Source organism: candidate division KSB1 bacterium, from assembly GCA_034506255.1.
In the GTDB taxonomy this organism is placed as follows: Bacteria; Zhuqueibacterota; Zhuqueibacteria; order Zhuqueibacterales; family Zhuqueibacteraceae; genus Coneutiohabitans; species Coneutiohabitans thermophilus.
The window spans coordinates 320,361-341,785 of sequence record JAPDPX010000002.1 but is presented as its reverse complement, the minus strand read 5'-3'; the positions used below and the strand labels follow the sequence as shown (position 1 = coordinate 341,785).

General features: G+C 58.7%; 20 protein-coding genes and 1 pseudogene. 1 reads left to right on the top strand and 20 read right to left on the bottom strand.

The window, feature by feature from the left end:
- Nucleotides 1–16: 16 nt before the first annotated feature.
- The 20 genes and pseudogenes from ONB52_05020 to ONB52_04925 form a co-directional block, all read right to left on the bottom strand.
- Entirely contained in the window at nucleotides 17–502 is a 486-nt protein-coding gene (locus tag ONB52_05020) for a (2Fe-2S)-binding protein (protein ID MDZ7415508.1), read from the bottom strand.
- A 514-nt stretch (nucleotides 503–1,016) separates the two neighbouring features.
- The gene (locus tag ONB52_05015) at nucleotides 1,017–2,279 is read right to left on the bottom strand and encodes an NADH-quinone oxidoreductase subunit D (protein MDZ7415507.1); all 1,263 of its coding nucleotides are present in this window, start codon (nucleotides 2,277–2,279) and stop codon (nucleotides 1,017–1,019) included.
- 57 nt (nucleotides 2,280–2,336) lie between these two features.
- Complete coding sequence (locus tag ONB52_05010) at nucleotides 2,337–2,897, bottom strand: 4Fe-4S dicluster domain-containing protein (GenBank protein ID MDZ7415506.1); 561 nt, start codon at nucleotides 2,895–2,897, stop codon at nucleotides 2,337–2,339.
- A 2-nt stretch (nucleotides 2,898–2,899) separates the two neighbouring features.
- Complete coding sequence (locus ONB52_05005; GenBank protein MDZ7415505.1) at nucleotides 2,900–3,496, bottom strand: NADH-quinone oxidoreductase subunit C; 597 nt, start codon at nucleotides 3,494–3,496, stop codon at nucleotides 2,900–2,902.
- Nucleotides 3,496–4,041: an NADH-quinone oxidoreductase subunit NuoB gene (gene nuoB / locus ONB52_05000; protein MDZ7415504.1), complete on the bottom strand. Its 546-nt coding sequence runs from the start codon at nucleotides 4,039–4,041 to the stop codon at nucleotides 3,496–3,498. Before nuoB ends, ONB52_05005 begins: the two co-directional genes overlap by 1 nt.
- A 631-nt stretch (nucleotides 4,042–4,672) precedes the next feature.
- On the bottom strand, nucleotides 4,673–5,257 hold the full coding sequence (locus ONB52_04995; GenBank protein ID MDZ7415503.1) for an NADH-quinone oxidoreductase subunit I: 585 nt from the start codon (nucleotides 5,255–5,257) through the stop codon (nucleotides 4,673–4,675).
- A 66-nt stretch (nucleotides 5,258–5,323) separates the two neighbouring features.
- Nucleotides 5,324–6,403, bottom strand: a complete 1,080-nt coding sequence (locus tag ONB52_04990) for an NADH-quinone oxidoreductase subunit H (GenBank protein MDZ7415502.1) — start codon at nucleotides 6,401–6,403, stop codon at nucleotides 5,324–5,326.
- 3 nt (nucleotides 6,404–6,406) lie between these two features.
- Nucleotides 6,407–8,071, bottom strand: coding sequence for a molybdopterin-dependent oxidoreductase (locus ONB52_04985; protein MDZ7415501.1), 1,665 nt, complete (start codon nucleotides 8,069–8,071; stop codon nucleotides 6,407–6,409).
- Between the two features lie 128 nt (nucleotides 8,072–8,199).
- Nucleotides 8,200–9,516: an NADH-quinone oxidoreductase subunit NuoF gene (gene nuoF / locus ONB52_04980; protein MDZ7415500.1), complete on the bottom strand. Its 1,317-nt coding sequence runs from the start codon at nucleotides 9,514–9,516 to the stop codon at nucleotides 8,200–8,202.
- 63 nt (nucleotides 9,517–9,579) lie between these two features.
- A complete protein-coding gene (locus ONB52_04975) occupies nucleotides 9,580–10,059 on the bottom strand; it encodes an NAD(P)H-dependent oxidoreductase subunit E (protein MDZ7415499.1) in 480 nt (159 codons plus the stop codon).
- Entirely contained in the window at nucleotides 10,056–11,921 is a 1,866-nt protein-coding gene (locus ONB52_04970) for an NADH-quinone oxidoreductase subunit D (protein MDZ7415498.1), read from the bottom strand. The genes ONB52_04975 and ONB52_04970 overlap by 4 nt, the downstream gene beginning before the upstream one ends.
- Nucleotides 11,922–11,999: 78 nt before the next feature.
- Nucleotides 12,000–12,762 (bottom strand): annotated as a pseudogene (locus tag ONB52_04965) (IS5 family transposase).
- A 293-nt stretch (nucleotides 12,763–13,055) separates the two neighbouring features.
- Nucleotides 13,056–13,763 carry a T9SS type A sorting domain-containing protein gene (locus ONB52_04960; protein ID MDZ7415497.1) on the bottom strand — a complete coding sequence of 236 codons (708 nt, stop codon included), beginning with the start codon at nucleotides 13,761–13,763 and terminating at the stop codon, nucleotides 13,056–13,058.
- Between the two features lie 218 nt (nucleotides 13,764–13,981).
- Complete coding sequence (locus ONB52_04955; protein ID MDZ7415496.1) at nucleotides 13,982–14,452, bottom strand: NADH-quinone oxidoreductase subunit B; 471 nt, start codon at nucleotides 14,450–14,452, stop codon at nucleotides 13,982–13,984.
- Nucleotides 14,449–14,790, bottom strand: a complete 342-nt coding sequence (locus ONB52_04950; protein ID MDZ7415495.1) for an NADH-quinone oxidoreductase subunit A — start codon at nucleotides 14,788–14,790, stop codon at nucleotides 14,449–14,451. The genes ONB52_04955 and ONB52_04950 overlap by 4 nt, the downstream gene beginning before the upstream one ends.
- A 157-nt stretch (nucleotides 14,791–14,947) precedes the next feature.
- Nucleotides 14,948–15,157, bottom strand: coding sequence for a hypothetical protein (locus tag ONB52_04945; protein MDZ7415494.1), 210 nt, complete (start codon nucleotides 15,155–15,157; stop codon nucleotides 14,948–14,950).
- Nucleotides 15,158–15,288: 131 nt separating this feature from the next.
- Nucleotides 15,289–16,683, bottom strand: a complete 1,395-nt coding sequence (gene lpdA, locus ONB52_04940; GenBank protein ID MDZ7415493.1) for a dihydrolipoyl dehydrogenase — start codon at nucleotides 16,681–16,683, stop codon at nucleotides 15,289–15,291.
- Between the two features lie 83 nt (nucleotides 16,684–16,766).
- The gene (locus ONB52_04935) at nucleotides 16,767–17,330 is read right to left on the bottom strand and encodes a hypothetical protein (GenBank protein ID MDZ7415492.1); all 564 of its coding nucleotides are present in this window, start codon (nucleotides 17,328–17,330) and stop codon (nucleotides 16,767–16,769) included.
- 76 nt (nucleotides 17,331–17,406) lie between these two features.
- The gene (locus ONB52_04930) at nucleotides 17,407–18,426 is read right to left on the bottom strand and encodes a YpdA family putative bacillithiol disulfide reductase (GenBank protein ID MDZ7415491.1); all 1,020 of its coding nucleotides are present in this window, start codon (nucleotides 18,424–18,426) and stop codon (nucleotides 17,407–17,409) included.
- A 645-nt stretch (nucleotides 18,427–19,071) separates the two neighbouring features.
- Nucleotides 19,072–19,899: a hypothetical protein gene (locus tag ONB52_04925; protein MDZ7415490.1), complete on the bottom strand. Its 828-nt coding sequence runs from the start codon at nucleotides 19,897–19,899 to the stop codon at nucleotides 19,072–19,074.
- Between the two features lie 67 nt (nucleotides 19,900–19,966).
- Between ONB52_04925 and ONB52_04920 the strand changes: the two genes are divergently transcribed.
- Nucleotides 19,967–20,842, top strand: coding sequence for a DUF4835 family protein (locus ONB52_04920; GenBank protein ID MDZ7415489.1), 876 nt, complete (start codon nucleotides 19,967–19,969; stop codon nucleotides 20,840–20,842).
- Nucleotides 20,843–21,425 lie beyond the last annotated feature (583 nt).

Sequence of the window (21,425 nt, the reverse complement as noted above, 5' to 3'; positions counted from 1 at the left end):
CGGGGAAGGCGATCCCTTATCCAACGGTCGCCGCCTTTGTCCGGGCAACCGCTGCAATCGCGTCGACGATTTTGACATAACCGGTGCAGCGGCAAAGATTGCCGGAAATCGCTTCTTTAATCTCCTCCCGTGTGGGGTGGGGATTGACGGCCAAAAGGGCGGCGGCAGTCATGATAAAGCCCGGCGTGCAGAAACCGCATTGCGAACCACCGTACTCCGCAAAGGCCCGCTGCAAGGGATGCAGCAAGCCCTTATCCTTCAGGCCTTCAATGGTGCGCACCTCCCGACCGACCGCCTCCATCGCCAGGGTCAGACAGGCCAATCGCGGCTCGCCGTCAAGATGCACCGTGCAGCAGCCGCAGGTGCCCATGTCACACCCGCGCTTGGTGCCGGTCAAATTGAGATTTTCCCGCAAGACATCGAGCAAAACATCATAGGGCCGGACGGCCAGTTCATGCGTGGAGCCGTTCACCCGCAGGGTAATGAGCTCTCTGGTTGGCATAGGGGTGCGTGGTTGGGATGAGAGAAACCGCACGTGCGGTGTGGTGCGACTGTTTGTGCCTGTGCCGGCCGGGCGCGCATATGGTTTGCGACCGGCATAAAAACGGATAGATAATAAAATCAGCGGAGTGAGTTGTCAAGCGGATTCTGGAAAAAGGCGGAAATTGGCGGGAATAATCTTGTTCCGCGACGGTGAATGAATATGCAGGCCGCCGGTGCGATTACGAGACCCCCTTCACCCACCATGAGCGCATGCGGAAAACACTTCACACGAAGTTTTGCTTCGGAAGGGAAAAACCACCCACCTGATGAGCAGGCGAGGCAGTGCACGCCGTTTCCGGTACTTTTGCAAGCCTCCTCCCCGCCGTGGAGAGCCATTCACGAAAAAAGTGTACTGCCCGGCGGCCGCCCTCCCCGTCGCAAAAACAGCCCGCCGCGCCGCCTGCTGTGCGCGCAGACAGCGACGGGGCGGAGCATTGCCGGCTGCGGCATCGGGCCGGCGCCGTTGCCGGCGCTCAACGATCGACTTCTCCCAGGACGATGTCGATGCTGCCGATGATCAGAATCATGTCGGCCACCATTGCGCCGCGGCTGATTTCATCGAGCAGGCTGACATGCACGAAACAGGAGGACCGGCAGCGCACGCGGTCGGGAATGTCGCTGCCGTTGGAGCGCAGATAAAAGCCGATCTCGCCGCGCGGGGCTTCGCTGCGCACATAGCACTCGGCGCCGGCAGGCGGCCGCATGCGGCGCGGGATGGCCTCCTTGACGTCGCCCTGTTCGGGACATTGCGCAATCGCCTGGCGCAAAATCTTGATCGACTGCTCGATCTCCTGAATGCGCACCAGGTAGCGATCCAGCACGGAGCCCACCGGGCCGTAGCGGCCTTCGCCCACCGGCACATCGAACTCGAATTGCGGATAGATGGAGTAGGGCTCGTCCTTGCGCACGTCCCATTTGATGCCGCTGCCGCGCAGCACCGGGCCGGTGGCACCGCAATTGATGGCGACTTCCGGCGGCAGGATGCCGATGTCGGCGCAGCGTTTGATGAAGATGTGATTGCCGGAGAGCAGCCGGTTGAACTCCCGCATGTTGCGCTCGAGCTCGTCGAGGAATGCCGCGGCCTGCTTGAGCCAGCCGCTGGGCAGATCGCGCGCCAGGCCGCCGATCCAGATGTAGTTGTAGAGCAGGCGCGCACCGGAAAGCCATTCGAACAAATCGAGAATGCGTTCGCGATCGCGGAAAGCCCAGAGAAAGGGGGTGATGGCGCCGACATCCAGCCCGAAGGTGCCGATTGCCATCAGGTGGCTGGAGATGCGCATGAGCTCCGCGCAAATCACGCGCAGGTATTCGACCTTGCGCGGCAGCTCCTTGATGCCCAGCAGTTTTTCCGCCGCCAGGCAATAGCCGAGATTCATGCTCATCGAGGCGAGATAGTCCAGCCGGTCGGTGTAGGGGATGACCTCGTTCCAGCCGACGTTTTCCGCATGCTTTTCGAAATTGCGGTGTAGATAGCCGATGTGCGGGGTGCATTTCTTGACGATCTCGCCATCGAGCACCAGCTCCAGGCGCAGCACGCCGTGGGTGGAGGGGTGCTGCGGCCCCATGTTGATGATCATCTCGTCGCCGGGGAAGGTTTTGCTCCGCCGCGCCTGCGCCATGGTCTCGTAATTGTGCTTCTGGATGGCGGCGGCGGGATCGAGATCGACCACCAGATTGCCTTCGTCTTCAAAATAGTAGCGCTGCCGTTTGAAGATGTTGCCGATTGTGCCGAACATAGCGCCTTCCAAAATGAGGGAGAGAATAAGGGAGCAGCGGAGGCGACGGCCGTGCGCTCAGGCATGCGCAGGCTGTGCCTCGGCTTTGGGTTTGGCGGCGGCCTTGGCGGCCTTGGCGGCGGCTGCGGCAGCCTCTTCGGCGGCCTGCGCCGCCAGCATTTTGGCCGCCAACGCCGGCTCGTACTTGGAAAAGTGAAAGAGGCCGTTGCTGCGCTCGTACACCGTGGCTTCGTACTTGTCGGTCATGTACAGGCATTCCGTCGGGCACACGGTGGTGCACAAATCGCAGTAGCAGCACTTGAACATGTCGATGTCGAAGCGCACCACGTGCTGGCGGATGGGGTTGCCGGTCGAGGCCTTGCCGAGATCTTCGGTGGGCTTGGCCTTGACGGTGTCGATGTAGATGCAATTCACCGGGCAGATGCGTGCGCATTTGTAGCAGCCGATGCAATCATCGATGTTGCAAAAGAGCTGCTGGCGCGTGCCGGGCGGCAGGGCAAAACGGGCATGGGGATATTGCAGCGTGACGGCGGGCCGGAAGAGATGCTTCCAGGTTTCCAGCATGCCGATCAGGATGGTGTAAAGACCGTTGCAGATGTCTTTGAAGTATTGTGCCATGATCACTCCTTCTTCCCGGCCGGCTGGCCGTCGTTGGCGGGCAGGCGTTTTTCAAAGGCGAAAACGTAATGTCCGCGTTCGAAGTTGCCTGCGAAGGTGTCGAAGTTGTTCCAGTCCTCGCCGTAGGGCACGCGAATGCCGTGGTAGTATTCCTGCACGATGTAATCCTTGCGCAGCGGCCAGCCTTCCCAATCGTCCGGACAGAGGAGGCGGCGCAGGTCGGGGTGATTATCGAAGGTGATGCCGAACAGGTCATACACTTCGCGTTCGTGCCAGTCCGCCGTGCGCCAGAGATAGGACACCGTGGGCACATGACCGCCCGTGCGCGGGACTTCCGTCTTCAGGGTAAACCAATGCCGATGGCGGAAGGAGAAAAGATGATAAATAACGACCAGCGGTTGGCCGGCGCCGGGATCGTAGCCCGAAAGGTTGTGACACATGTCGAAAAAAAGATCGTCCTCTTCATGCAGGAATTTGCAAACCGGCAAAATGTTTTCGGGCGCGACCCGCACAAAGGGATCAAGGGCATCGCCCTTGAATTCCAGAATTTGTTCGCCGAAGCGGTCCCGCAGCCGTTGTGCAATTTGATCCGGTGCCATTATTTCACCGCCTCCGTGAGTTTGCGCTTGATCAGGCTTTCCCGACGAATTTTCTCCTGCAGCTTGAGCAGGCCGTCAATCAGCGCCTCCGGCCGGGGCGGGCAACCCGGCACATAAACGTCGACGGGCACGACGCGATCCACCCCCTTCAGCACATGATAACCGTGCTTCCAGTAGGGTCCCCCGCAGGTGGCACAACTTCCCATCGACATGACATACTTGGGCTCCGGCATCTGCTCGTAGAGCACCTTCACGCGCTCCGCCATCTTGATGGTCACCGTGCCGGCCACGATCATGAGATCGGTCTGGCGCGGGCTGGGGCGAAACACGCCGGCGCCGAAGCGGTCGAGATCATACTTCGAGGCCCCCACCGCCATCATTTCAATGGCGCAGCACGCCAGGCCAAAGGTCATGGGCCACAGCGAGGACAGCCGCGCCCAATTGAGCAATGAATCGATTGAGGTGATGATGACGTTGTCGCCGTACCGTCCTTCCTCGAGAAAACGGGTTTCCTTTTCCAGAAATGGCTGCTGTGGTCGGCCCATACTCTCCTCCGTTCTGCAGGATTCTGGTGATCGTCGAACGTGGGCGCCGCCCCTGCCGCCGGGACAGCGCGGGATTGCGTCGCAACCGCGAAAACGCCGGCAATATAGACAATGCCGGCAGGAATAGCAAGCGCCGCCCGGCCTTGGCCGGCGCAGTTTGGGCGGAACCTCACCTCCTCGAACGGTACGACTGCGTTGCCCGTCATCTCGCAGGCATACCGGGAGGCAGCCGCACCGCTCTGCGCTCACGTGCTCACCGTCACAGACTCGTCATGAGTACCCGTCCGAAATCGCAGCCTCCTGATATGATCCGCGTTCCTGCATGGCGTGGCCGTGGCAGCAAAAAAATTTAGAGTCCCACCGTCACTCCGGATCCCGGGCCTACCCGGGTGGCATCGTCACCACACGGGCAGCGCTTCCGCGGACAAACAGAATACAACAGTCAAGGATGGTGGAGGCAAGATGCAAGAAAGCACACGCGTGTGCTGTTGCCCTGATCGCAGAAATGGCTCCCCGGCGTGTCATTCCGATGAACCTGTACACCGCCGGGCTTGTTGCCTGGTCTGTCACAAGATTTGCCGGGGTGAGATTTTGCGGACCACTGCCAAATCAAAATCAGGGTGACAGCCCGCTAGGCTTCCGCGAGCTTGGGCGCGGCGGTGGGCGCCGTCTCCAAATCCGGCCGTGCGACGTAATGTCCTTTCTTGGGCTCGAAGCTCAACAGCATCTCTTTGGTGAGCAGCATGCCATTGCGGCCGTAGGCGGAAAACTCGAGGATGCCGGTGTCCATGCGAATGGCATCCTCCGGGCAGGCTTCAACGCAATAGCCGCAGAACACGCATTTGCCCAAATCGATGTCGAACTGCACCGGATACTTTTCGATCTGTTTCTCCGGGCGCTCGCCGGCGACGATGTAGATGCACTTGGCCGGACAGACGGTTTCACACATCATGCAGGCGACGCAGCGCGGCGTGCCATCGTCACGCTTGGTGAGGCGGTGCAGAGTGCGCAGACGCGGCCAGAGCGGGCGGCGCACTTCGGGATACTGATAGGTCACCGCACCCTTCCAGGCGCGCGGGATGCCGAGGCTGGCGAGCAGAAAATGCCACAGGTTGCAGAAGAAATGCCGCATGGTGAGCACCAGGCCGTCCCACACGCGCGGCAGGTAGGTTCGTTCCCAAAAAGTCAGCGGCTTGTATTTGTCGTGGACGTTCATGGCCAATGCAGGGAATCGTGGTGAATGAGGCGGCGCAGGAATTGACCGGCATGGCGGCCGGCCGTCTCACAGGAACAGGATGACTGCCGCCGTCACAAAAATATTGAGCAATGCCAGCGGCAGCAAAATCTTCCAGCCCAGCGCCATCACTTGATCGTAGCGAAAGCGCGGCAGCGTCCAGCGGATCAACATCATGAACCACAGCAGGGCCGCAACTTTCAGCGAAAATCCTAAAAACTGCAGCACGGTGACCGACAAGTTCGAGAGGGCCAGGCGGCCGCCCCAGGGAAACTCGAAACCGGCGGCGGTGAGATAGGGCACCTGCCAGCCGCCGAGGAACAGCGTGACGGTGATGCAGGCGATCAGCACAGTCTCGATCAAATCGGTCAAAAAATACATGCCGAAGCGCATGCTGCTGAATTCGACATGGTAACCGATGATCTCGCTTTCGCCTTCCGGCGCATCGAACGGGATGCGCTTGGTTTCCGCCAGACCGGTGGTGAAAAACAGCAGAAAGCCGATGGGCTGGTAGAGAATGCCCCACTTCGGCAGCCAGCCACCGAGCAGGGCGCCCTGGGCGCGCACGATCTCCTGCAGATTCACCGTTTGAAAAACCAGCAGCACACCGATGAGCGAGACGCCAATACCGACTTCATAAGAGATCATCTGGGCCGAGGCGCGCAGGCCGCCCATGAGCGAGTAGTTGTTGTTGGAGGCCCAGGCGCCCAGCACCACGCCGTACACCGCCATCGACATGGTGGCGAGGACGTACAAAATGCCGATATTGAGCGGCGCGATCTGCATGAGGTGCGCGCGGCCGCCAATCACCAGGGAGTCGGCAAACGGGATGGCGGCAAACGCCACCAGCGCGAAAAACATGCTGATGCCGGGTGCCAGCCAAAAGAGCAGCGTTTCCGCGCCCCGTGGCCGGTAATCCTCCTTGAGAAACATCTTCAACGAGTCGGCGAGAATGTGAAACAACCCCCACAAACGCAAACCGAAAATCCGGGCGCGGTTGGCACCCACCCGGTCCTGCATGAGCGCGCTTTGTTTGCGCTCCACCCAGGTCAGCAACGCCGCGGTGTTGAACACGAAGACCAGAATGAAAAACAGAATCTTCAATACGGTGGCAATAATCTCACTCATGGTCTATCCAAAAATGGGAACAATGCGCAGCTTGTCCGGCACTTGATTGAGGCGCCGAGTCTTCACGGCATGAGCCTCTTCACCGGACTGGTGGCCCAACTCGCCGATGGTTGCATACGACATGCCGGCAAAGGCGCGGTTTTCGCGCGCGAGCGCGGCAAAAACATCCCCGGCTTCGAGATAGGGCACGATGACGCCGAGCGGTTTGCCGAGCAATTTCAGGATTTGCCAAACCGGCCGGGCATCGCCCAGGGGCGGCACCGCCTGCCGCAAGCGCTGCACCCGCCCGGCAAAATTGGTGAATGTGCCGTCGCTTTCCGGCCACGCCGCGGCCGGCAGCAGGAAATGGGCGGCGGCGCTGGTGGCATTGTGATTGGGGCCGATGAAAACCACGGTCGGCACTTTTGCCAGCGCGCGACTCACCGCCTCGCCGGCAAACGCGCAGGTCAAATCATGGTAAAAGATCAGCAGCACGGCGAGTTTGCCGTCCGCCGCCTGCTGCAGCAAGTCAGCCGAGGCCTGCGTGTCGAGCGGGAAACCGGTGAACTCCAGACCGCGCGTATTCGGGTTGTGATCTTCCTTGATCAGGAAGTTGTCACGCACCGGCTTTTGCAGGGGTGCGAGCGTGGCTGCCACGCGGGTGAGGCCCAGACGGTCGGCAAATTTTTTCAGGACGAACAGGTCTTCATTGGTCAACTGCGGCGAGGCCCACAAGCCCACCCGTTCCGCACCCGCCGTCTTGATCTTGTGCGTCACGGCCTCGCTCACCACTTCCCAACTGGTTGCAATCCACTGCCCGTCCTGCCGCAGCATCGGCGCGGTCAGCCGGGAGGGATCATCGACACTCTTGAAGGAATAACGGCCAATGTCGCACATCCACCATTGATTCACCTCGGGATGGTAGCGCGGTTTCAGGCGCACCACGCGCCGGCCCTGGGCGTGATGGGTGCGCTCGGTGTTGGTGTGTATCGCGATGTTGCAGCCGGTGCTGCAGCCGGGACAAATGGAGGGGGTTGAGTGCAGATACCAGACGCGCGCTTCAAAGCGAAAATCCTTTTCGGTGAGCGCGCCCACCGGGCAGATGTCAACCGTGTTGACGGAATACAGATTGTCGAGACGTCTGCCGGGATGGGGCGCCAGCACGGCGTGGTCCCCGCGGTTGAAGATGCCCAATTCATGACTCTTGCTGATCTCATCACAAAAGCGCACACAGCGCGTGCACAGGATGCAGCGCTCCTGGTCGAGCATGACATGCGGGCCGAGATCGACTGCCTTGTCCTTCTTCACCTTGTCTTCGATCATCTTGCTGTCATACTGGCCGAGGCGCATGTAATACTCCTGCAGCCAGCATTCGCCGGCCTGATCACACACCGGGCAGTCGAGCGGGTGATTGACCAGCAGCAATTCGAGCACATCTTTGCGGGCACGCAGCGCTTTCTCGCTTTGCGTGTGCACCACCATGCCGTCAGTCACCGGCGTGTAGCAGGCCACCTGCGGCTTGGGCATCTTTTCAATTTCCACGAGACAAATACGGCACTGGCCGACGATGCTCAGGCCGGGATGGTAGCAGTAACGCGGCAACTCGATGCCGAGTTTCTCCGCGGCCTGAATCACCGTGGTGCCGGGTTCGACTTCAACGGTTTTGCCGTCAATCGTGATGTTGGGCATATGCGGGAGTTTGAAATATCGGATTCAAGAGGAGGCGGCGCCACCGCCCGGTTGCGGATGCAGCGGCCCCGGCCGACATTTGCAGATTTGTGCCGGCGGCCGTGCCGCCGGGTCAGCCACCGACCAACTCAGGCGCCGGGCCTGGCCGGTGGCTGCCAACTGGTGAACGCACCGGTGTGGCATCTGCCATACCTGGCGTGTGCTTCGAACTCTTCTCGGAACTTTTTCACAAAGCCGAAAACCGGCATGGCCGCAGCATCGCCGAGCGGACAAATGGTGTTGCCCATGATGCCGGTGGCAATGCTCAACAGCCGGTCCGGATCCTGGGGGTTGCCCTCGCCGCGCCGCATGCGCGCCAGCACCTTCTCCAACCAGCCGGTGCCTTCCCGGCAGGGCGTGCACTGGCCGCAACTTTCATGATGATAAAAACGCGCAGTCACTCGCAGGACTTCGAGCAGGCAGGTGTCTTCATCGATGGCAATCACGCCCGCCGAGCCGATCATCGACCCGATGGCTGCCAGCGAATCGACGTCCATCTTCACGTCGATCTCCTCGGGCCGCAGCACCGGCGAGGAAGAGCCGCCGGGAATCACGGCTTTGAGCTTTTTGCCGTTGCGAATGCCGCCGGCATGGGTGTAGAGAATCTCGCGCAAGGTCGTGCCGTGCGGCAATTCATAAACGCCGGGCCGGTTGACATGACCGCTGACGCTGTAAAAGCGATAGCCGCCGTTGCGCTCACTGCCGAGTTTTGCGAACCACTCCCCGCCGTTGGCGAGAATCGCGGGGACGTAGGAAATGGTCTCGACGTTGTTGACGATGGTCGGGCAGCGGAACAAGCCTTCGATCGCGGGAAAAGGCGGCTTCATGCGCGGCCAGCCTTTTTTGCCCTCGAGTGATTCCAGCAGCGCGGTTTCCTCGCCGCAGATGTAGGCGCCGGCACCGCGGTGCACGTAGACATTCAACTCATAATCCGTGCCCAGCACTTTGCGGCCCAGGATGCCGTTTTGATAAGCCTCGTCGATGGCGGCCTGCAGGATGCGGGCCGGCTCGACATACTCGCCGCGGATGTAGATGTAGGCGGTGTGGGCATCGATGGCCCTGGCGGCAATGATGATGCCTTCCAGCAGGGCGTGTGTCGCACGGGTGATGAGGTAGCGATCCTTGAAAGTGCCCGGTTCGCTTTCATCGGCGTTGATCACCAGATATTTCGGCTTGGGGGAGTTTTTAGGGATGAAACTCCACTTGCGGCCGGTGGGAAAGCCCGCGCCGCCCAGTCCGCGCAAATTGGATTTGGTGACTTCGTTGATGATCGCCTCCGGCGTCATGGCCAGCGCCTTGCGCGCAGCGGCATAGCCGCCGGCCTCGAGATAGTTCCGCAAAATCTGGCAGTTCTTTCTGATGAGGGGGGTGAGAATGCCGCCGTTGGGTGTCAACGTTGTGTCCATGTCTATCATGAATGGGAAAAGGCAAGTGGTTAACGGTTGAGGTCGCGCGCGATCCGCCGTAGCTTACGGCAATCCCGCCAAAATCTCATCGATTTTCTCCGGCGTGAGATGATCGATATATTTCTCGTTCAACTGCATCATCGGTGCGGTTTCGCAGGAGGCCAGGCATTCCACCGTACTGATCGTGTATCTGCCGTCGGCCGAGGTCTCCCCGGCCTTGATGCCGAGTTTGTTTTCCAAATATGCGAGAATCTCGCGGTGGCCGCGCAGACTGCAGGAGAGGGTGCGGCACACTTGAAAGTGATACTTGCCCACCGGCTGCTGGCGAAACCAGGTGTAGAAGGAAAGGACTTCTTTTACTTTCACCACCGGCACGCCCACCAACCCCGCGATCTCCTCTTCGAGCTCAACCGGGATATAGCCAATTTCCTCCTGCACCACGTGCAGGATCGGCAGCAGCGCCGCGCGCTTGTGCTCCGGCGGATAGTGGGTGAACAACTCGGCAATGCGGTCGCGCGCCGCTTGCGACAATTTTGCACTCATCGATCCAATTCTCCTGCAATCATGTTCACCGTGCCGAAGGTCGCGATGATATCCGCCACCGCATCGCCTTTGATCATTTCATGAAAGCCGGACATCAGCGCGAAGCAGGGCGGCCGCACATCCACCCGGTAGGGCTTGCCACTGCCGTCACTGATGACGTAAAAGCCCAGCTCGCCGTTCGCGCCCTCGACCGCCTGGTAGGCTTCGCCGATGGGCGGCGCAATGCCGTAGCCTTCCATGATCAGCATGAAGTGATTCATCAGGCCTTCGATGCTGCCGTAGACCTTTTCCTTGGCCGGCAGGACGACACGCTTGTTGTCGGGGAAGATGTTGTCGCGCAGCCGCGAGTTCCCGCCGGAGAGTGTGGGGTCGGTCAGCGCCTCGATCTGCAGCAGCCCCTTGGTCCGGCCAAACTTGCCATAGTCCGCCATCACGCTGGCCGGCATGACCCTGCCCTCGTGATCGACGTTGATTTCGCCGCCCGGAATCTGCTGCAGGCACTGCTCCAAAATGCGCATGCTCTGTTCGATTTCCTCCATGCGGACGAGATAGCGGTCGTAATTGTCACCGTTGCTGCCATAGGGAATGTCGAAATCGAGACGGTCATAAACGAGATAGGGCTCCGCCTTGCGCACGTCGTAATCGATGCCGCAGGCGCGCAGCATTGGACCGGTGAAGCCGTAGTCGACCGCCTGCTGTTTGCTGATCACGCCCACGCCCTGCATGCGGTCCACGAAAATGCGGTTGCGGGTGAGCAGCTTGTGCAGTTCGTCCAAAGCAATGCGCAGCTCTTTGAGAATCTTGCGCAGATTGTCGGCAAAAGTGGGCGTGAGATCGGCCTTGACGCCGCCGATTCGCACGTAGGAGACGGTCAGGCGCGCCCCGGTGATTTCCTCGATCAGCTCGAACAGCATGTCACGCACTTTGATGAAATAGAGAAAGCCGGTCATCGCGCCGAGTTCCATGGCGTTGGCGCCGATGCAGGTCAAATGGTCGGTGATGCGGGAGATCTCCGACATGATCACGCGAATGTACTGGCAGCGCTCGGTGGTCTTCAGCCCCATCAGCTTTTCCACCGCCAGGGCGTAACCGACATTGTTGAGCAGCGGCGAGACGTAGTTGAGACGGTCGGTGTAGGGAAAAACCTGCGTCCAGGTCACGGCTTCGGCATCCTTTTCGAAAGCGCGGTGGAGATAGCCAATGCCAACGTCGGCGCGCTCGACAATTTCGCCGTCGAGCTCGAGCAGCAGGTGGATGACCCCGTGCATGGCCGGATGCGAGGGCCCCATGTTGAGCAGCATGTTCTGCGTGTTCGCGCCGGGCTGGGGGGTCTTGATGCGAAACGTGCGTGCATGGCCGTTGCTCCCGGGGGCATTCATCTTCTCGTTGGAGACGAGCGGATGCCGGCGGTTGATGGGATAGTCCTTGCGCAGCGGATGGCCCTTGAACTCGTCATAGAGCAGGATGCGGCGATGATCGGCGAGCCCTTTGAAGCGAATGCCGAACATGTCCCACACTTCGCGTTCATACCAGCCCGCGCCGGCCCACAGGTGGGAAACCGAGGGCAGGATGGGATCGTGCTCCGGCACCGGCACGCGCAGACGCAAGCGCAGTTTTTGCGGCCAGGCGAAGAGATTGTAGATCACCTCGAAGCGTTCCGGCCGGGGTTCCGGAAAGGTGAGATAATCCACGCCGCCGAGGTCCATCAGGAAATTGAAGGCCGGATTGTGCTCGTCGCGCAAGTAGCGGCAGAGCGCGTGCAATGCTTCGCGCGTGACAATGAGCACGTGCTCTTGCGCTTTCGAAGGCACGATTTGCACGGCTTCGGGAAATTTTGCAACGATGGTTTCTAGCCAAGACATAAATGTTTATCCAGGAACGAGGTCTATTGAAGCAAAGTCATCTTGCCGTGCTCGCTTCGGTCACCGACGACTAAGAGCCTATCCGAAAACCGCGAGGGTACGGCGAACGGCAATGATCGCACACGCCAGAGGGAGAAAGGCTTCATAATTGGCCGTCTTCTTTTCCCAACGAATGAGTAGCCGGCGATTTCCATTCATCCAACTGTGTGTGCGTTCCACCACCCAGTGCCGCGCGCGATAACCCGGAATGTTCTTTTCCTGTGCGTGCTCTTCACCGCGGCGCCGCAGGTGTGCGGTGTAACCGTATGCTGCCACGATTTTCGCCACTTCCGGATAATCATAGCCTTTGTCAAGACACAGGTTTTGTTGCTTGCGTGTGGTCGGTTGGGGGCGTGCCATCACGAGATTGTCCAACACTGCTTTGGTTTCTTTGAAATCATTACGATTGGCTCCGCTCACCACCAGTGCCAGCGGAATGCCCCGGCCATCGGTCAGAAGATGCCGTTTGGTACCTCGCCTGGCGCGATCGGTGGGATTGGGGCCAGTGTTTTCGCCCCCAGAGGGGCTTTCGTGATGGCACCATCCATAACTTGCCACTCCCACATCAGAGGGAGGACATGGTCATAAGTATGCACGCCCAGACGCCAAAGATCCAAAACAGGCCCAACCGCACCCATTTTGGGAAACGATCATGAACGGTGCTGGGCGCACCGAGCGAGCGCGGCAAGGCCTTCCACTGGATACCGGTCACCAAGATATAGTGGATGGCAAAGAAGGCTTGTTTGTCCGGCATCGGTGGTCTGCCACCTTTTGGTTTGTCTGGCCAAGGTGGCAGCAACATTTCAACGAGCTGCCAGAGTTCTTCGCTGGGTAAGAACCCGGGATTCACGTCGAATTCATTAGCATGAGTGGTATTCATGCCAATGAAAGCTGGAAAAATAAATTAAAAAGCTGGTATGTATTTTTGCCGCACTTTTAGTTGTTGATATTACGAACTTTCTGGTTTTCGGATAGACTCTAAAGCTATTTCGCCCAGCGTCAGAAAGGTTTGCAAGCTGGCGCTAAAGATGATTTGCCGTGTCGTTATCATTCTTCATCAATGCTCAAACTAAAAATAGTCGGGATGGAATGGCGTTACTTCTGAAAAGTAAGCTCTCTCACCTTGCTGTGCGTTTCAAAGCTGAGTCTGTAAAAATATTTTCCAGCGGCAAGCCTTTCAGGGTGCCAAACGACTTTGTGCTTTCCAGCAGAAAGGTGAGCATCTATCAACGAGATAATTTCTCGTCCTAGAACATCAAAAACTTTCAAGGTAACGTAGCTTGAGTTTGTGATCAAAAATTCAATGGTGCTACTCGTCCTAAAAGGATTTGGATAGTTTTGATAAAGCGTAAAACTCACCGGCGTTTCATACTTTTCCTTAACTGAAGTGAAGGTCCCGTATAGAACGCCGTTTATTCGGGCCCCGCCAAGGAAAGTGCCTTGCAAATGACCAAAATCCGATCTGATAAGACCTAGGCTATCAGCAAAGTCGTAAACAAAAAGCAGTTGCGTGGTGTCGTTGGAAAAATAGAAGTTCGTTCTTAAAATTTTTCGCGCCTTTGAAAACACCTCATCAGTGTATGAAGTATCGAACCGCGCCAGATGGTTTTGAGAAGGCCAGAACGATCTTGAGAGATCCGAGAAACGATACAGCAAAACTTCCCTTTGCGTGCTAGGATCGTATTTGTAAACGTCACCAAGAGTGTCGACTCGCTCGAAAGACAAGCTTGTGCCGTTAAAACGAAGGGATTTTGTCGCCACAACTTTAAACGCCTTCGCCGCTATCGTTGTATCACGCGCCATTGAAACAACCTACGTATCTTCTCGAACGCCCATCCAGCCATTGACAAAATACTCCCACGAATCCCCTAAATGGAGTGGGTAAAATTGGTGATCACTATTTTGATTTAAACGCTGGTGCGCCAGTAGAGCGTCATTACAAAGGAGCCTGCAAAGCGTTACGATCAAAATGTGAAACTTGAAATTTTGTCCGAGGGTCTGCATTTGAGCATGGCCAAGTTTTAATACTCCTGCTTCTGCTTTTGAATTTTCTCCTGCAGCAGCATGATACCCTGCAGCACGGTTTCCGGCCGCGGCGGGCAGCCGGGAATGTAAACATCCACCGGCACGATGGTGTCGATGCCCTGAACGGTGGAGTAGTTGTCGTAAAAGCCACCGGTGCAGGTACAGACACCGAAGGCGACCACCCATTTGGGTTCGCACATCTGGTCGTAAACCCGGCGCAAGATCGGCGCGATCTTCTGACTGATCGTGCCGACGACAAACAGAACGTCAGCCTGGCGCGGGCTGAAACGCGGGAGGGCGGCTCCGAAGCGGTCAAGATCATATTGCGGCCCGGAGACCGCCATGTATTCCATGCCGCAGCAGGCCGTGACAAACGGATATTGAAACAGGGAAAACTTGCGCGCCCAGCCGACAGCGGCATCGACGCGCGAAGTGACAAAATTGTCGCCACCGAGAAGATTTCTCAATCCCATTCCAAAGCACCTCGCTTCCACGCGTAGAGCAGTCCCAGCACGAGAATGCCCACGAAAGTCAGCATGCTGAAAAATCCGCCCGGCCCCAGCTCGCGAAACACCGTGGCCCAGGGGAAGAGAAAAACGATTTCAATATCGAAAAGCACGAACAGGATCGCGATCATGTAGAATCGAATCGAACGCCGTTCGCCGGGCAGGGCAATCGGAACCCAGCCGCATTCGAACGGCACCTCTTTCACGCTGTTGGTGCGTTTGGGGCCGAGCCAGGAGGACAACACCAGGAGCAACCCGACCAGGCCGCCGAGCAGCACGAAAGTCGTGAGAACGGACACCAAACTGCTCATCAGACACCCGCTTGCGGTTTATGTAAAAAACGCGGTGATCCCATTTCATCGCGTCGTGCAACTGCGAAACATCAGTCCCGCCGCAGCGGGACTGACGCTGCAACTCAACCAGGCCGACAGCGGCCGACTCGTTACAGTCGCCTGCTTACTTCTTCTTCGCCGCTGCTTTTTTTCTGGCAGCCGCCTTCTTCTTGGTGGCTTTTTTCTTGGCTGCCTTCTTGACGGCCTTCTTTTTCATCATTGCAGCTTCTCCTTGTATGGTGGTGAGATCAGTGAATTGTAGCCCGACTCCCCGGCCGCTCCCGAGCCACGCCGGTGTGCGGATGGGCGGCAATATCTCCTCAACAGTCGCCATTCACAAGCACCCGCTTCCCAACGACTGTTTCTGCGACGGCCTGGCCGTTGCCTTGAATTCCGCAGAGTTTTCACAAGCCCGCCGTTTTGCAACCCCCGGCGCCGCGGGGGTCGGACGTTGTCCAACAGGCATTAAATGTGGATCGCCTCGCCCAGCGCGTCCGCGGCTGCTTCCATCACCGCTTCGGTGAAGGTCGGATGTGCATGCACGACCCTGGCCAGCGTGTGCACCGTGGTTTCCAATGCCCGCGCCGCCACCAGCTCTGCGATCATATCCGTCGCTTCGCTGCCGAGAATGTGCGCGCCCAGGATCTCGCCGTATCTCTTGTCGACCACCAGCTTGACGAATCCTTCGGTCTCCCCCACCGCCACCGCCTTGCCCAGCGGCCGGAACGGGAAGCGGCCGACGGCCACCTCATAGCCTTTTTCACGCGCCTGTTTCTCGGTCAATCCCACACTGCCGACTTGCGGCTGGCAGTAGGTGCAGCCGGGGATGTTGTTGTAATCCACCGGATGGGGCGCCTTGCCCGCGATGTGCTCGACGCAGGCGATGCCTTCGGCTGAAGCCACGTGTGCCAGCAGCGGCGGCCCGATCACATCGCCAATGGCATACACCCCGGGCACCGAGGTGGCGTATGTCCGCCGGTCAACCGTGATAAAACTCTTCTCCACCGTCACGCCGATTTCCTCCAGGCCAAGGTTGGCGGTCTGACCGGCAAAGCCGATCGCCATGAGCGCCACCTCGCCGGTGATCTTCTTTTCGGCATCGCCGACGGTATAGTTCACGGTGACCTCCTGCGCCCCCACCGCGACGCCGGAAACTTTGGCATTGGTCTCCACCGCAATCCCGCTTTTCTTGAAATTGGCGGTGAGCGCCTTCACGATTTCTTCATCTTCCAGCGGCAGAATTTGCGGCATCATCTCCAGAATGGTCACCTTGCAGCCGAAGGCATTGTAGAAATAGGCGAATTCCACGCCAATCGGGCCGCCGCCGATGATGATCATCGCTTTCGGCTTCTCCGGCAGAATCATGGCCTCGGTGCTGGTGAGCACCCGCTGGCGATCGAGCGCGACCCCGGGCAGCGAACGATGTGCGCCGCCGGTGGCGATGACAAGGTTCCGGCCTTTGTATTCACCCACTGCCTTGCCGTCTTTGGTGACTTCGACAACGTTGCCCTTGCGCAAACGCCCGGCGCCATCAATGTGTTCGATTTTGTTCTTGCGGAACAGGAAGTGCACACCCTTGTTGATCTGCTCGGAGATTCTGCGGCTGCGTTGAATGATCTTCTGCCACTCGAACGAGACCCTCTCCACGCCCAGGCCAAACTCCTGGACATGCTGCAGCAGGTGATAAACTTCCGCCGAGCGCAGCAGCGCCTTGCTCGGAATGCAGCCCCAATTCAAACACAAACCGCCGAGCTTGTCCTTTTCGATGACGGCGACTTTCATGCCGAGCTGGGCCGCACGAATCGCCGCGACATAACCGCCGGGGCCGCCGCCAACAACCACCAAATCGAATTCTTTCAAACTTCACTCCTCTGGATTTCAATCTGCACCCGCAGGAAAAACCTGCGTGCGGTTCGACTTGCCGGAGAACGCAACATTCAACCTCAAGGCGAGGTGCCGATATAGGTTCCGTCGAACTTCACGTAATGTGTCGGTTGTGCACCGGCATTGAAGTTGATGCCCCACATCGGCTGCGAATAGGTGGCGATGTTGAACGCCGCCAGCGTCGCCAAAGTGGCGGCCGGATCGCGATGCGGAGCCGTGGCATTGAAAATGTCCGTGCTGTTGACCCAGCCCGCCGGCAACGGCTGACCATTGGCGCCCGGCGGCGAGGTCTGCGGCCGCGTGCTGGTCGAGGTGGAGCCGTCAGGCCGCACATTGACCTGGAATTCTTGCTGCTGCGAGGGACTCCAGGCGACCAGCCCCCAGCTTCCCTGATTGGCGGGCAGCCGCCCGTCCCGGAAGATTTGAATGCCCATGATGTTGTAGAGTTGGGCATCAGCGGCAAAGTTGGTGATCAACGGTTGCGCCAGATCGCGCGCCCAGTGCGCCGAGCCTTCATAAGCATTGCCCGGACGTTGTTGCGGTGGCGGCGGCGAGCAGGTCCCGCCGGCGAGCAGGACAACCATCCCAACCAGGCTCAAGCACAAACCGGTTTTGCGGATCATCTTGCACTCCCCAGACTGAGTGGAAAATTCGCTTCCGTAATCCTGCACGCAGCAGGCTGAGTGTCACGCGCCCGTTTTATACCCGGGCAAGTTCATTGACGGCCGCGCGCCGGGCTTGATTCCGCAGGCGCCCGGCGAGGTGGCGCATGATCACCCCGGCATGCTCGCGGCCATTCTCGATGAAGATCTTGTTGCCGTTGCCGCCGGCGGCCACCACACCCGCGACGTACAGACCGGGCACGTTGGTCTCGAAAGTCGCGGGATCATGACGCGGGCAGTTTTCCCCGCCGATGATCTCGATGCCGCACGCCTGCAAAAAGGCATAATCGGGATGATAACCGGTGAGGGCAAAGACGAAATCATTCGCCAGAGTCTCGGTTTCGCCCGTCTGGTTTTGCAGCAGGAGTGCGTCGTGGGTGATCTGCACCACGCGCGTGTTGAAGCGCGCCGCGATGCTGCCCTCTTGAATGCGGTTGAGAATATCGGGCAGGATCCAGTACTTGACACTTTGCCGAATCTCCGGCCCGCGATGAATCAACGTGACCTGCGCGCCATGGCGGTAGAGGTCGAGCGCAGCTTCCACCGCCGAATTTTTCCCGCCGATCACCGCAACCTTCCGCCGAAAAAAAGGAAACGGCTCGGTGTAATAATGAGAGACCTTGGGGAGATCTTCACCGGGAACGTTGAGCAGATTGGGATGATCGTAATAGCCGGTGGCGATCACCACGCTGCCGGCTTGATAGTCTGCGGCCGCGCTGGAGACAATGAAAGTGTCCGCGGCCTTGGTAATGCGCAGGACTTTTTCATAGAGATGGAGACGCAGGTCATAATGCTGCGCGACACGGCGGTAATAGTTGAGGGCATCCGTCCGCGTGGGTTTGTCACCGGAAATGATGAAGGGGATGTCGCCAATCTCCAGCAGCTCGGGAGTGGAAAAGAATCGCATGTTTCGCGGGAAATGGCAGAGCGCGTTGGTGAGCGCGCCCTTTTCAACAATCAGAGCGGAAAGCCCGCTGCGCTGTGCCGCAATACCGCACGCGAGCCCCACCGGCCCTGCGCCAACGATCAAAACATCGACTGGTGATTTGCGATCCATTCCACCTCTTGCGCGAGACCCAACTCCGCACGCCTCGTTTCCGGCTGCAGTCACACACATGTCAACACACAACGTGCATGTCATTCAAAGCGAAATTATTATAAAGAATTCCCGCTCGCAATGCAAGGCCTATTTCCGTTCTGCTGGAGCGTGTGCGCGTGTCATCCGCCAGACGACAGTTCTGCGGGCAGAAAACGGCGTGCACAATGAATGCGTTGCAGATCGGGACGTGGAGTTCGCCTCGCCTGTTCGAATGATTCACCATCATGATTCGCCACGCCACACTTCAGCGCCGGGGCAACGCGGCCGGAATGTGAAAAAGGTGAAAAAGGTGCGGCACAGGAGACGGAACTTTTTCTCACTTCATCAAAAAAACGCCGTCGCACAGGCTGCCAGCCCGAAGCTGCCACCTGCATTGTGCACCCAGATTGACTCCCTCCGCGAGAAGCGCCGATTTGATCGCGACGCCCGAGCATCCAGAGGGGTGCATAAAAATTTTGCAGCCAACGTGCGGTCAACTCCGGCAGGGGGGGGCACTTCACACGAGCCATTTCCTCCGGACCACAGCCGGCCGGCAGGCAAAATTCAGGAAGGACAAAGCAAGGGACAAATGTGCGGCGGAGAATGCCTTTTGAGCAAACGATGTCATCTTCTCAAGGTAAGCGCCGCCTGCTGTGTCCAACCCAGGTCGACGTGTGAAAAGGTGGTGACTTGAACCATGGCCGACCGTGTTGTCAGCGCCAAACCACAAGTGAAACGGTCGGGGTTCTCACTGCCGCCCAGGCGCAACCAGAGCGGCGGCAGCAGCGCCAGCTCCAATCCCAGGCGCCATTCCAGCGGAAACGGCGGCTGCTTGTAGAGATCGAATTGCAGGGTGAGCGCGCGGCCGGCCACATATGCCAAACCGCAAGCAAGATGGCGCGGCAAGCGTTCCTGACCGCGGCCCGCCCTGGTGCGCATGAGATTGCCGGCCGCCATCCCCCACACCAGCTTGTCATGGAGGCGCGCCAGCACACCGGCATTGACAACGACGCTTTGACTCTGGCCGTAGTTGACTATGCGTTTTTGCTGCACACCGAATTGCAGGCCGAGCGCAATTCCCCCTGCTGCCGGCCGGCCGGGGAATGGGAAGCGCCGGGCAACAGCCAACAGCAATGTTTGCTCACGCAACAAGTCATGTCCAAAGGCAACCGCACTGCTGCCAACACCCAGGCCGCCGAGCCGGCCGGCGAACGCAAGGCTCGACAACGACAATTCCGGCAAGCCGAAGGGCCGGGAGTAAAACACCGTCGTGCTCCACCCCGGCAGTTCTGCAAGCAACGCCGGATTCTGCAGTTGACCTTCCGCCTCCCGCGCCAGCGCGACGCCGCTGCCTCCCATCGCCTGCGCCCGGACGCCGAGCGCATAGTCCTGCGTCTGGGCAAAGCCGGTGCCCACCAGCACAAGGCACCAGAGTATATGCTTGACTTTCATGCGCCCCTCTGGCTATATTGGCCGCGTTCCGTGAATGGTGTTGTTTTATCCGGTGGAGGTTAAAAACATGTTCTCGACCTTTCCGCTTCGCAACACAGCTCGCACCGTCGGGCTGGTGCTTCTGCTGGCGGTCGCGGGTGCGGTCGCGGCGCCCGAGCAGGGCATTGTGCGCGCCAAGGTGACAGCCATTTTGGACAAGCTGCCCGATGAGTTCAAACCACGCATGGCTGATTTTGCCGGCAAGGTCGAAAAGTATATCAACGCCAAGGACTGGATCGAGGAAGATTATGTGATGCCCTTCACCATTGGTTTGCAGTTTTTCCTGGAATACCGACCCACCAGCACCGAAGACCGCTACCAGTGCAGCTTGATGATCTCCGGCCCGGATTTGCAGTACTTCGACAAACGCGCCATTTTTCCCTTCCAGCAAAATGAGACCATCACGGATTCACCCGGCTACGTGCCGGTGCGCGCGCTAATCGATTTCTATGTCTATCTGCTGATCGGCAACGAGCTCGACAAGTATGGCGCGCTGGCGGGAACCCAATATTTCGAAAAAGCGCGCGCCATTCTGCAGGAAGCCAAATTCAGCCAGTTTGTCTACGGCTGGGATTATCGGGAAGACACCCTCCTCACCATCTTTGGAGAAAACTACAAGAAATTCCGCGAACTGAAAGACTACTACTTTTACGGCATGTCGGCCCTGCAGGAAGAGCCCGGCCCGGCGCGCGAGTACATCAAGCAGTCGCTGGAGCGCCTCGAAATCGTCTTGCGCGAGAACAAGGACAACCAGGCGGCCAGGCAGTTCATTGATGCCCACTATTCCGAAATCATCGACGTCTTCAAGGGCCGCAAGGACATCCAACCCTTCCAAATTCTTCTGCGGCTGGATCCTGAGCGCAAGCAGATCTACGAAAAGCAGATTGCTGCGGAAGCCAACTGACTTTTGCCGCCACCCCCGCTTTTCAAATTTTCTTCCTTCCCGAACTCTCCGCTTTGCCAGCAGGGAAGAAGGCGCCCCTTCCACTGTTTCCCGGCAGGAAGCAGCGCCGTGCAGTGTTGCTTTTTTGTCAAAGCCGCCTGCAGAGCGTCATCCCCGCCAATCTTGTGAAAAATTGCGCTGCGTGTCCGGCACCGACGCCGGGGCTTGCTCCGGGCGCTGGCGGGCGCCGACTTTTCAGACGAGTGCGGAACGCTACGAAGTGCAGGTGTGTTTTTTTTGACTGGAAGTTTTCAAGGTGTTGCTGTGATTCCCCTCCAGAAAACGCGAGAGGCTCACCTCGGGCGGTAAATCGTGTCTATCCCAAATCGCGGACACTCGCGAACATGTCTGTTTACAAAAACGTGACTGCGGCGGCAAAATTTCCTGCGACCCATGGCATGCGAAGTTTTTGGAAGGACCGGCTCGGCCGGGGAAAAATTGCGCTTTACAGAGGCATGTGACCTGCGCGTGATTCGGCACATGTGGCCGGCACCGGTGTTTTTGGGCAAGTGTTACCCACACCTGCCCACCGCCACCGGCCGCG

Bases quoted from the DNA above. Each gene is read 5' to 3' on its own strand.
- ONB52_05020 (MDZ7415508.1), bottom strand. From the start codon at position 502: ATGCCAACCAGAGAGCTCATTACCCTGCGGGTGAACGGCTCCACGCAT.
- ONB52_05015 (MDZ7415507.1), bottom strand. From the start codon at position 2,279: ATGTTCGGCACAATCGGCAACATCTTCAAACGGCAGCGCTACTATTTT.
- ONB52_05010 (MDZ7415506.1), bottom strand. From the start codon at position 2,897: ATGGCACAATACTTCAAAGACATCTGCAACGGTCTTTACACCATCCTG.
- ONB52_05005 (MDZ7415505.1), bottom strand. From the start codon at position 3,496: ATGGCACCGGATCAAATTGCACAACGGCTGCGGGACCGCTTCGGCGAA.
- nuoB (MDZ7415504.1), bottom strand. From the start codon at position 4,041: ATGGGCCGACCACAGCAGCCATTTCTGGAAAAGGAAACCCGTTTTCTC.
- ONB52_04995 (MDZ7415503.1), bottom strand. From the start codon at position 5,257: ATGAACGTCCACGACAAATACAAGCCGCTGACTTTTTGGGAACGAACC.
- ONB52_04990 (MDZ7415502.1), bottom strand. From the start codon at position 6,403: ATGAGTGAGATTATTGCCACCGTATTGAAGATTCTGTTTTTCATTCTG.
- ONB52_04985 (MDZ7415501.1), bottom strand. From the start codon at position 8,071: ATGCCCAACATCACGATTGACGGCAAAACCGTTGAAGTCGAACCCGGC.
- nuoF (MDZ7415500.1), bottom strand. From the start codon at position 9,516: ATGGACACAACGTTGACACCCAACGGCGGCATTCTCACCCCCCTCATC.
- ONB52_04975 (MDZ7415499.1), bottom strand. From the start codon at position 10,059: ATGAGTGCAAAATTGTCGCAAGCGGCGCGCGACCGCATTGCCGAGTTG.
- ONB52_04970 (MDZ7415498.1), bottom strand. From the start codon at position 11,921: ATGTCTTGGCTAGAAACCATCGTTGCAAAATTTCCCGAAGCCGTGCAA.
- ONB52_04960 (MDZ7415497.1), bottom strand. From the start codon at position 13,763: ATGGCGCGTGATACAACGATAGCGGCGAAGGCGTTTAAAGTTGTGGCG.
- ONB52_04945 (MDZ7415494.1), bottom strand. From the start codon at position 15,157: ATGGCGACTGTTGAGGAGATATTGCCGCCCATCCGCACACCGGCGTGG.
- ONB52_04935 (MDZ7415492.1), bottom strand. From the start codon at position 17,330: ATGATCCGCAAAACCGGTTTGTGCTTGAGCCTGGTTGGGATGGTTGTC.
- ONB52_04930 (MDZ7415491.1), bottom strand. From the start codon at position 18,426: ATGGATCGCAAATCACCAGTCGATGTTTTGATCGTTGGCGCAGGGCCG.
- ONB52_04925 (MDZ7415490.1), bottom strand. From the start codon at position 19,899: ATGAAAGTCAAGCATATACTCTGGTGCCTTGTGCTGGTGGGCACCGGC.
- ONB52_04920 (MDZ7415489.1), top strand. From the start codon at position 19,967: ATGTTCTCGACCTTTCCGCTTCGCAACACAGCTCGCACCGTCGGGCTG.